The following is a 14,758-nucleotide window of genomic DNA, read 5'->3' as shown; positions in this document are numbered from 1 at the left end:
ACCACCACCATGCCCGATGGCGGCGTGCGCGTGGTCGGCCACGGTGCGCGCTTTCGCCGCAGCCGTCGCAGCGAACTGCTGATCTGGTGGCGCGAGATCGATCGGGTGCTGTTGACGCTGATCCTCTCGCTGGTGACGATCGGCTGTATCGCCGTCGCTGCTGCTTCCCCTGCTTCGGCGCATCGCCTTTCCACGAACCAGAAGTCGCTCGGTGATCTTTACTTCTTCTGGATTCACCTGCGTTGGGTCGCGGTGGGGCTGGTCGCGATGTTCTTTGCGTCTGTCCTGCCCAAGGAGGCGGCTCGACGCGGGGCCATCCTGCTCGCGGCGGCGATGATTTTTGCGCTGGTGCTGGTGCCGCTTGTCGGCAGCGAGGTTAAGGGTGCGAAACGCTGGCTGTGGATCGGCTTCAGCCTGCAGCCTTCGGAATTTCTCAAGCCCGGTTTCGCCATCGCCCTCGCCTGGATCCTGTCGTGGCGGGTGCGCGATCCGAACATTCCCGTCATACCCATCACCGTGGCGATCATGGGGCTGGTCGGCATCCTGCTGATGGCCCAACCGGACTTCGGTTCCACGATGCTGTTCGGCGGCGTGTGGTTCGTGCTGGCGCTGCTCTCGGGCCTGTCGGTCAACAAAATCCTTTACGCCATGGGCGGGCTGATCCTGGTGGTCATTGCCGCGTACTTCTTCTACCCGAACGCAACGCACCGCATCGACAACTTCATTTCGGGTGGCAGCGAGTTTGACCAGGTCGACCTTGCCATGCGCACGCTGATGAACGGCGGGTGGAGCGGGACCGGCCTGTGGCTCGGCAGTCGCAAGAATGCGCTGCCCGAAGCGCACACCGACTACATCTTTTCGGTGGTCGGAGAGGAATTCGGGCTGATCGCCTGCGCGGTGATCGTCACGATCTATTGCGCGATCGCGCTGCGCGTGCTGATGCGCCTGCTTGATGAGGACGATCTGTTCACCATCCTCGCGGCAGCCGGGCTGACCGCGCAGCTGGTCGGACAGGCGTTCATCAACATCCTTGTGAACCTGCAACTTTTCCCTTCGAAAGGCATGACCTTGCCGCTGATCAGCTACGGCGGATCGTCCACCATCGCGCTGCTCATGGGCGTCGGGCTGCTGCTCGCGATCACGCGGCGCAACCCCTACCTTTCGCGCGAGAAGTTCGACGTTACGGAACTGGTGCGCAAATGAGTGGCGCTTCTCGGCATTACGTGCTCGCTGCGGGCGGCACGGGCGGACACCTTATTCCGGCCTTCGCGCTGGCGGTCGAGCTGGAACGCCGCGGCCACCACGTGGCTCTGGTTACGGACGAGCGCGGCGCGAAGATCCCCGGCAAGCCTGATTTCATGCCGGCGCACGTGCTTCCGGCCGGGCGTCTGGCAAAGAGTCCGGTGGCGCTGCTCAAGGGCCTGAGCGCGATCTGGCAGGGCCGGGCGATGGCTCTGCGCCTGTTCGAAAGCTTCGAGCCGTCGTGCGTGATCGGCTTTGGCGGTTACCCCGCACTGCCAGCGCTGCTGGCGGCTCATTCGGCGAAGATCCCCACGGTGATCCACGAACAGAACGCGGTGCTGGGCCGGGTCAACCGCTTCCTTGCCAAGCGTGTGGACGCCATTGCGACGGCTTACGGAGAAGTGGATCGGCTTGATCCCAAGCTTTGGGGCAAGGTCCACCGCGTCGGCAATCCGGTGCGTCCAGAGGTGCTGGCACTGCGCGGCGAACCGTTCCCCGAGTTCACCGAGGACAGCCTGTTTCGCGTGCTGGTGACCGGTGGCAGCCAGGGCGCTTCGGTTCTTTCGGAGGTCGTGCCCGATGGCCTTGCCATGCTGCCGCCCGCACTGCGCCATCGCTTGCAGGTAACGCAGCAGTGCCGTCCCGAAGACCTTGAAGCCGTCCGCGCACGCTACGCATCGCATGAGATCCCGGCTGAACTTGGCACCTATTTCGAGGATATGCAGTCGCGCCTTGCGGGAACGCACTTGTTCATCGGCCGCGCCGGCGCTTCGACGATTGCCGAGCTGACAGCGGTGGGCCGCCCGGCGATCCTCGTGCCGCTGCCCATCGCTACCGATGACCATCAGGCCGCCAATACGCGCGAGATAGTTTCAGCGGGCGGCGCCCGTGCCATCCGGCAGACCGGCTTCACTCCCAAGGAACTGGCGAAACAGATTCAGGCCATGGCCCAGCACCCGCATACCCTTGCCAATGCCGCGCATGCCGCGTGGAACTGTGGCCTGCCCAACGCCGTCAGCGATCTTGCCGATCTGGTCGAGAGCTTCGGGGGCGAGCCGATCATGAACGTGATCCGCGTCGATACGCGCAGCGCTGCGCCTGCGGGGCAGGAGCATCTGGCATGAAGGGCGTCGGCACCGAGATCGGGACGATCCACTTCGTCGGCATCGGCGGCATCGGCATGTCCGGCATTGCCGAAGTCATGCACAACATGGGCTATTCTGTGCAGGGTTCCGACATGGCCGAAAGCTATGTCGTCGATGGCCTGCGCTCGCGCGGAATCAAGGTGATGATCGGGCAGAAGTCCGAGAACGTTGATGGCGTGGCTGTGGTTGTGACTTCCACCGCCGTGAAGCGCGACAATCCCGAAGTCGTCGCTGCGCTGGAAAACCGCATCCCGGTTGTACGCCGCGCCGAAATGCTGGCCGAACTGATGCGGCTGAAGAGCACGGTCGCGGTTGCTGGCACGCACGGCAAGACGACGACGACCTCGATGGTCGCCTGCCTGCTCGATGCCGGGGGCATAGACCCCACGGTGATCAACGGCGGCATCATCAATTCCTATGGCTCCAACGCGCGTCTGGGCGACAGCGAGTGGATGGTGGTCGAGGCGGACGAGAGCGACGGCTCGTTCCTGCGGCTCGATGGCACGCTGGCGGTCGTCACCAACATCGACCCGGAACACCTCGATCACTACGGCAGCTTCGACAAGGTGAAGTCGGCCTTCGTCGAGTTCATCGAGAACGTGCCGTTCTACGGCGCAGCCATGCTGTGCATTGATCACCCTGAAGTGCAGGCGATCATCCCCAAGGTACGGGACCGCCGCGTCGTGACCTACGGCTTCTCTGCGCAAGCCGACGTGCGCGGCGAAGCCGTCACGCCGATCCCTGGCGGCAATCGCTTTACTGCCGTGCTGCGCCAGCGCGATGGCTCGTTCCGCCGCATCGAGGGCATCGAACTGCCGATGCCGGGCCGCCACAACGTCCAGAACGCACTCGCTGCGGTCGCGGTCGCAGTGGAAATGGGCGTTTCCGACGAACTCATCCGCACCGGCTTCGGCAAGTTCGGCGGGGTCAAGCGCCGCTTCACCAAGGTCGGTGAGGTGGATGGCGTTACGGTGATCGACGATTACGGCCACCATCCAGTGGAAATCCGCGCCGTTCTTGCTGCCGCGCGTGAAGGCGTGCAGGGCCGGGTCATCGCCGTGGTTCAGCCGCACCGCTTCACTCGCCTTCGCGACCACATGGATGACTTCCAGGGCGCCTTCAACGATGCCGACGTCGTCTATGCCGCGCCGGTCTATCCCGCTGGCGAACAGCCGATCGAGGGCGTGGACAGCGCCGCGATGGTCGAAGGCATCAAGGCGCGCGGCCACCGCTCGGCGCATCTGACAGCCGGGGCCGACGCGCTGGCAAAGGAACTCGCCGCAACGGCGCAGCCCGGTGACATGGTCGTCTGCCTCGGCGCGGGCGACATCACCAAGTGGGCAGCGGGTCTTGCCGACGCGATTGCGCGTGAAAGGGGGAAGGGGTGACCACTCTTGCGCTGCCTTCGGTTCGCGGCAAGCTGACACCGAATGCCCCACTTGCCCCGTTGGTCTGGTTCAAGTCCGGCGGCACGGCCGATTGGCTGTTCGAGCCCAAGGACATTACCGACCTGAAGGAGTTTCTCGCGGGCCTGGCACCGGACGTGCCCGTCATGGCGCTGGGCCTGGGCTCCAACCTGATCGTTCGCGATGGAGGCGTTCCGGGCGTCGTCATTCGTCTGGGCAAGGCTTTCGCCAAGGTCCAGAAGGTCGACGAGGTCACGCTCAACTGTGGCGGCGGAGCCAGCGGCATTCTCGTATCGTCCACTGCGCGTGACAACGGCATCGCGGGCCTCGAATTCCTGCGCTCGATCCCCGGCACTGTCGGCGGCTTCGTGCGCATGAACGGCGGCGCCTATGGCCGCGAGGTCAAGGACGTGCTGATCGATTGCGATGTGGTGATCCGATCGGGCGAGGTGGCGACGCTGCCGGTCTCCGAACTCGGCTATACCTATCGCCACTCCGACCTGACCGATGGCTCCATTGTCGTCGCCGCGCGTTTCCGCGGGCATCCGGGCGAGCCCGCAGCGATCCAGGCTGAAATGGACCGTATCAGCGCGGCGCGCGAAGCTTCGCAGCCGCTGCGCTCCAAGACTGGTGGCTCCACCTTCAAGAACCCTGATGGCGCGAAGGCGTGGGAACTGGTCGACAAGGCCGGTTGCCGTGGGCTCACGATGGGCGGCGCACAGGTTAGCGAAAAGCACACCAACTTCCTGATCAACACCGGCGAGGCCACCAGTGCCGAGATCGAAGCGCTGGGCGAGGAAGTGCGCAAGCGCGTGAAGAATATGTCGGGCGTGGAGCTCGAATGGGAAATCAAGAGGATTGGCAGACCGTGACGCTTTCAAAACTCCACGTCGCGGTGCTGATGGGCGGCTGGTCGAGCGAGCGCCCCGTCAGCCTCATGTCGGGCGAAGGCGTGGCCAAGGCGCTTGAGTCGAGGGGCTACAAGGTCACGCGGATCGACATGGATCGCGAGGTTGCCCTGCGCTTGGCTGAAGCCAAGCCCGATGTCGTGTTCAACGCGCTTCACGGCACGCCCGGCGAGGATGGCTCGATCCAGGGTCTGATGGATATCATGGGGCTGACCTATACCCATTCCGGCCTCGCCACCTCGGTCATCGCGATCGACAAGGAACTCACCAAGCAGGCGCTGGTGCCGCATGGCATCCCCATGCCGGGCGGACGAATCGTGCACACGGAGGAGCTCTACAAGGCCGATCCCCTGCCGCGTCCTTATGTGCTCAAGCCAGTGAACGAAGGCTCGTCGGTTGGCGTCGCGATCGTCACGGCAGACGGCAATTACGGCAATCCGATCAGCGCCGACGCGCGCGGGCCATGGCAGGAGTTCGACGAGCTTCTTGCGGAACCCTTCATTCGTGGCCGCGAATTGACCACGGCGGTGATCGGCGACCGTGCGCTGCTCGTCACCGAACTGCGCCCCAAGTCCGGTTTTTACGATTTCGACGCCAAGTACACCGACGGCATGACCGATCACATCTGCCCGGCCGAAATACCCGACGAAATCACCGAGGCATGCAAGCAGATCGCCCTGCGCGCGCACCAGTTGCTAGGCTGCAAGGGCACCAGCCGCTCCGACTTTCGCTGGGACGACGAGCAGGGCGTGGAAGGCCTGTTCCTGCTGGAGGTCAACACTCAGCCCGGCATGACTCCGCTCAGCCTCGTACCCGAGCAGGCCAGGGCACTGGGCATGGACTATCCCGATCTGGTCGAGGCGATCATCGCCGAGGCCCTGAAGGACTCCGGCAAGGCAATGGAGAAGGCCTGAACCATGGCGCAGACGATCAAGCGTGGCGGAAAGGGCGTGCGGCGGGCAGCGGCCGCACGGACGACGCAGCGCAAGGTCCAGGCTGCGCGCCAGCAGACCGGTTCGGTGCTCGACACCGTGATGCACTGGCTGCCGTTCAGCGAGGAGACGCTGCACCGCATCCTCATGACGCTGATTCTGGCGGCTGCAGCCGCAATCGTGTGGACCGTGGCGGTCATGGCTGGAATCCCGACGCTTGCGTCCGAACAGGCGGCGCTGATCGCGTCCGATGCCGGGTTCAAGGTCAGCCATCTCGAGGTTCGCGGCGTCAACCGCATGAACGAGCAGCGCATCTACGAGCGTGTGCTTGGCCAGAACGATCGAGCGATGACCACGCTCGATCTCGCCGCGCTGCGCGACGAACTCAACCAGTTGCCGTGGGTCAAGGATGCCCGCGTTTCGCGCAAGCTGCCCGACACGTTGGTGATCGACATCGTCGAGCGCAATCCGCATGCCGTGCTGCGCAAGCCCGACCGCATGGTGCTGATTGACGATTCCGGCGTGGAGCTCGAGACCGTGAAGCTCGACAAGGCCAAGGGTATGCTCGTGCTGTCGGGCCTCGGCGTCGGCCAGCGTGTTCAGGACCTCACGCGGCTGCTGGATGCCGCGCCTGCTTTGAAGCCGCAGGTTTCGGAAGCCGAATGGGTTGGCAATCGCCGCTGGAACCTCACGTTCAAGACGGGGCAGGTTCTTGCCCTGCCTGAAGGCGACGAGAAGTCTGCCGGAGCGCTGCTGAGTTTCGCCCGGATGGACGGGGTGAACCGGCTGCTCGGAGGCAAGGTCGCCGCGTTCGACATGCGCGCGCCCGACCGCATCTACATGCGCGTGCCAGGGCACGCCGACGAAGTTGCGGCGGAAAAGCGCGCTGCCGATCAGGCCAAGGCCGAAGCCAAGCGCATCGCGGCTGCGGCCAAGAGCGACGAGGGCTGATCCACCGCAATGGCAACGCCCCGCATCACCAAGGTCTTTGCTGCCGTAAACATCGGCTCGTTCCGCGTTTCTGCGATGATCGCGGGGCTTTCGGAAACGGGCGAGATGGTCGTTCTTGGTTCCGGCCACCGCGCCGCCCAAGGGATCAAGCGCGGCTATGTCACCGACATGCAGGCGGCGACCCATTCGGTGCGCGACGCGATCGAGCGTGCCGAGAAGATGGCCAATGTCGATATCCAGAAGGTCTGGATCGGCTGTGCCGGTGCAGGCCTTGCCAGCACCACTGCGCGGGTCGAGGTCGAGGTCGGCGGACGGCGGATCGAACAGGACGACATCGAGCATTTGCTGGTGGCCGGACGTGGCGTGATCCAGCCAGACGGACGCACCGTGCTTCACGCCCAGCCTGCGCACTACACGCTCGATGGCGCCCACGGCGTGCCCAACCCCAAGGGCCTTCATGCCGAACGGCTTGCCGTCGACATCCACGTGATGCTTGCCGATGGCGCGCCGGTCCGCAATCTTCGGGAGGCAGTGCAGAACGCCCATCTTGAAGTCGAAGCTGTCGTCGGATCGCCGGTCGCCGCCGGGCACGCCTGCCTCACGCCGGAAGAGCGGGAACTGGGCGTGGCGCTGGTCGAGTTCGGGGCGGAGGTCACGACGGTATCGGTCTATGCGGCGGGCATGCTGCTCGGCATGCAGGTGATCCAGTACGGCTCGGGCGATATCACCGACGCGATCGCCTCGGCCTTCGGCATTCGTCGCTATCAGGCCGAACGGCTCAAGTGCATGTCCGGCTCGGCAATTGCCAGCCCTGCTGACCATCGCGAGATGATCCCGGTCAACGCGCCGGGAGATCCCGAAGGCGGTCCGGTTGCTCGTCATGCCGACGACAAGAACCGCATTCCGCGGGCAGAGCTGATCTCGGTCATTACCCAGCAACTGGGCTTCTTCACCGAGGAGGTGGGCAAGTCCCTGAAGTCGATGGGCTTTGTTGGTCAGACCGGGCAGCAGGTCGTGCTGACCGGAGGTGGCGCGCAGCTTCCCGGGCTTGCCGACTATGCGCAATCGGCGCTCGGTCGGCCCGTGCGCATAGGTTCGCCGCCGACGATGCTCGGCCTTCCGCCCGGCCATGCCACGCCAAGTTCCTCCACCCTTGTAGGGCTCGTCCTGTTTGCTGCGGCTGATCCGGTGGACATTCGCGCCATCGGTCCAGCCAACGATCCGGTTGGCGGAGCATATGGCGGCAAGAAGCTGCTGATTCGCCTCATGCGGGCGGTAAGGGATTACTTCTGAACGGGCTTTCGGCCCGGTTCAGCGCTCTCGGGGCGCGAAGTTGGCCCGTCATGGTGTTGCAACCTGTGGAAAAGGTTGCTGCGCCTTTGATTCGCCGCGCAGCCTTGTGCAACAGGTTAATGTGAAGCTTTCCAATCTCGTTTGGTGCGCGTTCCGGCCAGCAGCGAGACATATGACCCGATTGGGAGACCGACTATGAGCATCAACATCGGACCGCCGGCAATTGACGAACTTCGTCCCCGGATCACGGTGATCGGGGTTGGTGGTGCAGGCGGCAATGCCATCGCCAACATGATCAACGCGCAGATCGAGGGCGTCGAGTTCATCGTCGTCAATACCGACGCGCAGGCGCTCAACAATTCGATCGCCGAGAACCGCATCCAGCTCGGGCCGGACATCACGCAGGGCCTTGGTGCAGGCGCTCGTCCCGAAGTGGGTCGCGCTGCTGCGGAAGAGACGATCGAGGAACTCGAGCGCGCGCTTGAAGGCGTGCACATGGTGTTCATCGCGGCTGGCATGGGCGGCGGCACCGGCACGGGCGCGGCTCCTGTGATTGCTGAAGCGGCGCGTCGCAAGGGCGTGCTGACGGTGGGCGTGGTGACCAAGCCGTTCCTGTTCGAAGGCACGCGCCGCATGCGCTCGGCCGAAAGCGGCATCGAGGAGCTGCAGAAGCACGTCGATACCCTGATCGTCATCCCCAACCAGAACCTGTTCCTGGTGGCCAAGGCCGAAACGACCTTCAAGGAAGCGTTCCAGCTGGCTGACGAAGTGCTGCAGCAGGGCGTCCGCTCGATCACCGACCTCATGGTCATGCCGGGCCTGATCAACCTCGACTTTGCCGACGTGCGATCGGTCATGGGCGAGATGGGCAAGGCTATGATGGGTACGGGCGAGGGCGAAGGTCCGAACCGTGCGCTCGAAGCGGCCGAACGCGCCATCGCCAATCCGCTGCTCGATGGCGTGTCGATGCAGGGCGCCAAGGGCGTGATCATTTCGATCATCGGCGGCGACGACATGAAGCTGCTCGAGGTTGACGAAGCCGCCAACCACATTCGCGAACTGGTCGATCCGAACGCGAACATCATCTGGGGTTCGGCCTTCAATCCCGATCTCGATGGCAAGATCCGGGTTTCGGTTGTCGCGACCGGCATCGAACAAAGCCAGGAGCAGGCCGAAATCGCGTCGCGTCCGGTCTCGATTCCTAGCAGTGCGCGCGGTCCTGCCGTGCCAACGGCTGCGCCTGCGGCACCGGTCTACACGCCGCCGCCCCCCGCCGCTCCGGAGCCTGCGCAACCGGCATGGACGCCGGCTGCCGAGCAGGTCCAGCCCGAAGTGCCAGCGGCGCCCGAGCCGGAACCGCTTGATCTGACGCTGGACCTTTCTGCCGCGCAGGAAGAACCCGCCTCGGAAGAGTTGCTTCTGGGTGGCCTGGAGGCTCCTGCCGAACCGCCAGTGGCCGCGCCGGCACCCGCGCCCGCGCCCGATCCTGCGCCCCAGATGCCCCGCCTTGGTCGCACGCCGGAGCAAGAGCCTGCAAAGCCTGCCGGTGGCAGCACCCTGTTCGAGCGCATGGCCAATCTTTCGCGCGGTAACCGCGCGCCCACCGGCGACGACGATGGCGATGAAGGCGGCTCGCTCAACATTCCGCGCTTCCTCGGTCGCCAGAACAACCAGTAACCAGTTGCGAAGCGGCGGCCCTTGTTGCCGCCGCTTCATCTTCAAGACGGTAAAGAGCGCGGCAGGATGACGAATCGGCTCCCCATCGCGCAGTTCTCGGGCTCATCGCGTCTAAGGCTTGCTCTGGCGCTCCTGCTTTGCGCTGCGTCGCCGCGGGCGTTAGCCCAAGCGGACGACGATCCTGATGGCCCCGCGACGGTATCGCGCCCGGTGGTGCAGTCTACTGCCCCCAGTCCCAGCCGCGAACTCAATGCCGCTTTGGCTCGGCTCGGCGCCGATCCGAGGAATGTTACCGCCCTATTCGATGCGGCAAGCGCCGCGTTGAAGCTGGGTGACAGCGATGCCGCGATCGGGTTCCTTGCCCGGGCTGACGAGGTCCAGCCGGGCAATGTCCGAACCAAGGCCCTGCTTGGCAAGGCCCAGCTTGTCGCGGAAAATCCCGTTGAGGCCATCCGCGCCTTTGACGAGGCAGAGCGAACCGGTGCCGATACCTTTGCCATGGCTGCGGATCGGGCGCTCGCCTACGATCTCGTCGGGGACAATGGACGCGCACAGCGTTGGTATCAGGTTGCGCTGAGCCGGGGCGGGGATGACGAGATCACGCGCCGCTATGCAATGAGTCTTGCCATATCGGGCGATCGGCGCGGGGCCGAGGCCCTGCTGGCCCCGCTGATTGAAAAGCAGGATCGTGCAGCGTGGCGCACCCGCACCTTCGCGATGGCGGTGACGGGTGGTCCGGACGAAGCAGTGGCCATTGCCTACGCCTCGATGCCGCAGGATCTGGCATCGGGCATCGCGCCCTACTTGCGCTATATGCCGCGCCTAACTCCGGCGCAGCAGGCGGCTGCGGCAAACTTCGGGCGCTTTCCCCGCGCAGCAGACATCGGGCGCGATGATCCTCGCGTGGTGCAATATGCTGCGCTCAACCCGCGTGCCCCACGCACGGCGGAAGCGGGCCTTATTCCGGCAGGTGCGCCTCTTGGCCCTTCCGTCGCGGCCAGCGAAAAGCCCAGTCGCGAAAAGCGCCGTCGCCCCGGGAAGAGCGACAGTGCCGCATCTGCCACGGTCGTTGTCCGTCCTGCAGTGCGCACCTCGCCGCCGGCTGAACTGCCGCCGGTCCAGACTTATGCGAGCGCCGCGCCAGCAGTGCGGCCCGATCCTCCGTCAAGCACGACTCCGGTCGTTCCCCGACCGACGGTGCTTTCGGCGCTCGATGTACCACCCGGATCGGTGCGCCCCGCAGTTCCACCCATTCGCCCGGCGCCATCGGCATCCGCCCAGTCGCCGGTTGCGAGGCCGCTGACAACTCCGGCACCGACGACGACGATCGCGCCATCGGCAAACCCGATTGCAAGGCCCGGCTTCCAACAGGACCCGACCGCTGCGCCAGCTAATAATCCTGCGCGAGCAACGGCCTCGCCCCCTGCTCAGGCAAGCAGCGTAGCAATTGCATCCGCTGCGCCGGTGAGAGCGGGTCCCACGGCCACTACCCAACCAGCTTCGCCCGTTGGTGCTGCCAATAGCCGGCCAGCACCATCGCTCACGTCGGCGGGCGGGTTTGATCTGGCCAAGGTCGGACCGGCTTCTGTCCCCCCGCCTGCGACTGCCGCTTCTCCGACAACGGCATCCGCAACAGCGCCAGGCGCTGCGCCTGCCCCGGTTGGTGCTCAGGTTGCAATGCCCGCTGCGGTCGCGCCCGTGTCGTCATCACCCGAGGTGCAGACGGCAGCGGCCAACACGCCGCCTCCTGCGCGCGACCTCGCAACCTTGTTCAAATCTTTCGCTCCTCCTCCAGAGGAGCGCGCCACTTCGGTCCCTGCAGTCGACATAACGCGGATTGCTCCGGCATCCGCCGCCAAGGCCGTCAAGCCCGACCCACGCGGCGAACGGCCCGATGGGCCAACGGACGTTTCGCGCGTGCCGACCAAGGAGCCACAGAAGCCCTCGGCTAAGGACGCGGTGAAACTGGGCAAGGACGGCAAGCCGGTCAAGGATCCCAAGGCTGCAGCGAAAGAGGCGCAAGAGGCCAAGGCCAAGAAGGCCGGCCCCAGCCATCCAAGCCGGATCTGGGTGCAAGTGCTGACAGGGGCGAACAAGGACGTCATGGACACCGAGTGGCGCCGTCTCTTGAAGGAAGCACCTGCGCTCCTGCGCTCGCGCAAGCCTTATCTGTCGCCCTGGCGCAGCAATTTCCGCCTGCTGACCGGCCCCTTCGCTAGCGAGGCTGAGGCGCAGGATTTCGTCACGAAGCTCAAGAAGGACGGGGTTTCGAGTTACCAGTGGACCAGCCCGGCGGGTCAACCGGTCGATACTCTCTCTCTCAAATAGGGTGGGAGGCGGAACCTCGGGCGGAGTTTGCTGTTCACTCCTTGTCCACAGCTTTCCCACAAGGTTGTCGAGTTTTGCCCAACCGCCTGTTAACCCGCGATTGTCGGGCGGGGGTGTGAACCGCCATTGACGTTTCGAGCAGCAGTCAGGGCAGATCGCCCTGCCGGGCCAACCAGCCGAGGAGGCCCGATCAAGTGTTCAGGGGACGTACCATGCGGACCGGCCATGACGACAACGAGCGCGAGGAGGCAGCGCCTGTCGACATGATCGCCTCGCTTTTCGAAGCGCGCGGCTGGCCATGCGAATTTGTCTCGGACGACGAGGTTACCGGCGAAATTCAAGGCTCCTGGGCCAATTATCAGTTACGGGCCATCTGGCGCGTCGAGGATCACGTCCTCCAGATTCTCTGCCTGCCCGATATCCGCATTCCTGACGACAAGAAGGGGGCCGTCTATGAATTGATGGCCCTGATCAACGAGCAAGTGTGGATCGGTCACTTCGACATCTGGTCCAATGGTTCTGTCCTGCTGTACCGCCATGGCCTGATGCTCGGTGACGAGGGTCTGCTCAGCATCAGTCAGGCCCAGGCGGCGATTGAAGCAGCGGTGGACGAGTGCGACCGGTTCTATCCGGCGTTCCAGTTCATCCTGTGGGGCGACAAGAGCCCGGCCGACGCGCTTGCCAGCGCCATGGTGGATGCGGCGGGCGAGGCCTGAACCTGCTCGACGCTGATGCGTGCCCGCGCAAGTAGGATCTCGGTGGTCTCACGGAGCTTCAGCGTAGCACGACTGAGGCCCCGCCTTCGCGGGGGAGCAGGGCTTAAGCCATTGCGATAAGCCCACCGTCCCGGCATTGACCGCGCAAACGCGACTCAAGGAAATCCCCCATGACCAAAACCTTCCTCCAGTTCGGCTGCGGCAACATGGGTGGAGCCATGCTCAAAGGCTGGCTTGCAGGCGGCTACGCGCCCGAGATTTTCACGATTGTCGATCCCTACCTGGAGGTCGCGCCGGAAGGCACGCGCCTGCTGGGCTCCGCGCCTGAGGGTGAAGGCGCATTTGATGTGGTGCTGCTTGGCTTCAAGCCGCAGCAGTTGCCCGATGCGGTCGCCTCGGTCCGGCCCTACGTCGGCACGAACACGCTCCTGCTCTCGATTCTGGCAGGCGTCGATCTCGCCACCTTGCGCGCAAGTTTTCCTGATGCCCGCGCAATCGTCCGCGTCATGCCGAACCTTGCCGCCGCTCTCGGCAAGTCGCCAATTGCGCTGGTCGGTGATGCGGACGATGCTGCGCGTGCCGAGACCGATGCCCTGATGGCCCCTCTGGGACAGGCCGAATGGCTGTCTGGCGAGGATCAGATGGATCTAGTCACCGCACTTGCGGGCTCAGGCCCTGCGTTCGTCTACCGTTTCATCGATGCGCTCGCCCAAGGCGCGGCTGCACTGGGCCTGGCGCGGCAGCAGGCGGACCGGCTGGCGCTGTCGATGGTCGAGGGCGCGGCGATGCTTGCGGCCAGGTCCGAGCATTCGCCCGCTGAACTCGCCCGCCGGGTCGCCAGCCCGGGAGGAGTCACCCAGGTCGGCATCGACGTGCTTGATGCCGATGATCGCCTGGTTCGCCTCATCGAGGATACATTGCGCGGCGCGCGTGATCGCAGTGCCGAGATGACAGAGATGGCGCGGAAGGCGCGCTGAACGCGGCAACAATTCGTTACAGTCGGCGACCTGTCGGTTGGTCCGGTTTCCCTTGAAAGCACGGGCGAAAGCGCCGATATTCCGTGCACGTGGCCATTGGGGCCACAGAACGGAGCTTTGAAAATGGCAAACTGGAACGACCCTCGGCCCACCGGAACGGGCTTCGGCGCGTCTCCGAGCCTTTCCGGCGTTTCCGCTCGCGGCGAAGTGTTCGACGCGGGTCTGCGCCGTCACATGCTGTCGATCTACAATTACATGGCCTCGGGCGTGATGCTCTCTGGCATCGTGGCGCTGCTGTCGGCAACCACCGGCTTCACGCTGACGCTGCTCGGCACCCCGCTGATCTGGCTGGTGATGCTTTCGCCGCTCGCCTTCGTCATGTTCATGAGCTTTGGGGCGAACAAGTTCTCGACCACGGCTCTTCAGGGCATGTTCTGGGGCTTTGCGGTTGCCATGGGCCTTTCGCTGTCGACGATCTTCCTCGTCTACACGGGCGCTTCGATCGCGACGACGTTCTTCGCTACCGCCGGCGCTTTCGCGGGTCTGAGCCTTTACGGCTACACCACCAAGAAGGACCTGTCGGGCATGGGCAGCTTCCTGATCATGGGTGTCTTCGGCATCCTGATCGCGTCGCTGCTTAACATCTTCCTGAAGTCGTCGGGTCTGGGCTGGGCTATCAGCTTCCTCGGCGTGCTGATCTTCGCGGGCCTGACCGCCTATGATACCCAGCGCCTCAAGGAGCAGTATGCCTACGTCGCTGGAACCGAATTCGCCGGCAAGGCCGTCGTTCTCGGCGCGCTGAGCCTCTACCTCGACTTCATCAATATGTTCCAGTTCCTGCTGCAGTTCATGGGCGAGCGCCGCTGATCTGAAAAGCACCCGAACCGAACCAGATTGACCCGGCGGACCGCAACGGTTCGCCGGGTTTTTATTGTCTGGGGGATTCTCATTTGCCAGCGCGGGCGCTAGGCTCACCTTCATCTTGCATACAGGATGGTTCGTGCAGCATTTTGACACGCTGCAGCAAGGGACCGTCTGCCTGTCACGGTCCTTTTCGGGATCGGAATTGGGGGAATGCCAATGTTTCGTTTCCGGCGTATCGTCGCGCCAAGCCTTATCACTGCAGGGTTGGCCATCGGCCTTGCTTCGTGCGCGCCCAAGCCGCCGCCGCCGCCGCCACCCC

General features: G+C 64.6%; 12 protein-coding genes. All 12 read left to right on the top strand.

Features of this window, described 5'->3' with window-relative positions; translation table 11 throughout:
- Window positions 1–9 precede the first annotated feature (9 nt).
- The 12 genes from AX703_RS23770 to AX703_RS23715 all read left to right on the top strand — a co-directional run bounded on the left by AX703_RS23770 (window position 10) and on the right by AX703_RS23715 (window position 14,442).
- On the top strand, window positions 10–1,203 hold the full coding sequence (locus AX703_RS23770; protein ID WP_062347795.1) for an FtsW/RodA/SpoVE family cell cycle protein: 1,194 nt from the start codon (window positions 10–12) through the stop codon (window positions 1,201–1,203).
- Complete coding sequence (murG, locus tag AX703_RS23765) at window positions 1,200–2,366, top strand: undecaprenyldiphospho-muramoylpentapeptide beta-N-acetylglucosaminyltransferase (protein WP_062347723.1); 1,167 nt, start codon at window positions 1,200–1,202, stop codon at window positions 2,364–2,366. Before AX703_RS23770 ends, murG begins: the two co-directional genes overlap by 4 nt.
- The gene (gene murC, locus AX703_RS23760; protein ID WP_062347722.1) at window positions 2,363–3,775 is read left to right on the top strand and encodes a UDP-N-acetylmuramate--L-alanine ligase; all 1,413 of its coding nucleotides are present in this window, start codon (window positions 2,363–2,365) and stop codon (window positions 3,773–3,775) included. Before murG ends, murC begins: the two co-directional genes overlap by 4 nt.
- On the top strand, window positions 3,772–4,665 hold the full coding sequence (gene murB, locus AX703_RS23755) for a UDP-N-acetylmuramate dehydrogenase (protein ID WP_231735676.1): 894 nt from the start codon (window positions 3,772–3,774) through the stop codon (window positions 4,663–4,665). Before murC ends, murB begins: the two co-directional genes overlap by 4 nt.
- Entirely contained in the window at window positions 4,662–5,615 is a 954-nt protein-coding gene (locus AX703_RS23750) for a D-alanine--D-alanine ligase (protein ID WP_062347720.1), read from the top strand. The genes murB and AX703_RS23750 overlap by 4 nt, the downstream gene beginning before the upstream one ends.
- 3 nt (window positions 5,616–5,618) lie before the next feature.
- On the top strand, window positions 5,619–6,584 hold the full coding sequence (locus tag AX703_RS23745) for a cell division protein FtsQ/DivIB (protein WP_039334123.1): 966 nt from the start codon (window positions 5,619–5,621) through the stop codon (window positions 6,582–6,584).
- Between the two features lie 9 nt (window positions 6,585–6,593).
- On the top strand, window positions 6,594–7,877 hold the full coding sequence (gene ftsA / locus AX703_RS23740; RefSeq protein WP_062347718.1) for a cell division protein FtsA: 1,284 nt from the start codon (window positions 6,594–6,596) through the stop codon (window positions 7,875–7,877).
- A gap of 195 nt (window positions 7,878–8,072) precedes the next feature.
- Complete coding sequence (ftsZ, locus tag AX703_RS23735; protein WP_062347716.1) at window positions 8,073–9,554, top strand: cell division protein FtsZ; 1,482 nt, start codon at window positions 8,073–8,075, stop codon at window positions 9,552–9,554.
- A 66-nt stretch (window positions 9,555–9,620) separates the two neighbouring features.
- Window positions 9,621–11,882 (top strand): SPOR domain-containing protein, encoded by a 2,262-nt coding sequence (locus AX703_RS23730; RefSeq protein ID WP_062347715.1) that lies wholly within the window; start codon window positions 9,621–9,623, stop codon window positions 11,880–11,882.
- Window positions 11,883–12,094: 212 nt separating this feature from the next.
- Window positions 12,095–12,598: a YbjN domain-containing protein gene (locus AX703_RS23725; RefSeq protein ID WP_039334116.1), complete on the top strand. Its 504-nt coding sequence runs from the start codon at window positions 12,095–12,097 to the stop codon at window positions 12,596–12,598.
- 170 nt (window positions 12,599–12,768) lie between these two features.
- Window positions 12,769–13,575, top strand: coding sequence for a pyrroline-5-carboxylate reductase (proC, locus tag AX703_RS23720; protein WP_062347713.1), 807 nt, complete (start codon window positions 12,769–12,771; stop codon window positions 13,573–13,575).
- A 123-nt stretch (window positions 13,576–13,698) separates the two neighbouring features.
- Window positions 13,699–14,442, top strand: coding sequence for a Bax inhibitor-1/YccA family protein (locus AX703_RS23715; protein WP_039334114.1), 744 nt, complete (start codon window positions 13,699–13,701; stop codon window positions 14,440–14,442).
- Window positions 14,443–14,758: the final 316 nt, after the last annotated feature.

Origin of the sequence: Novosphingobium sp. CCH12-A3 (assembly GCF_001556015.1) — a bacterium.
In the GTDB taxonomy this organism is placed as follows: domain Bacteria; phylum Pseudomonadota; class Alphaproteobacteria; order Sphingomonadales; family Sphingomonadaceae; genus Novosphingobium; species Novosphingobium subterraneum.
The sequence above is the reverse complement of the archived record's forward strand: the minus strand, read 5'-3'. Positions and strand labels throughout refer to the sequence as shown.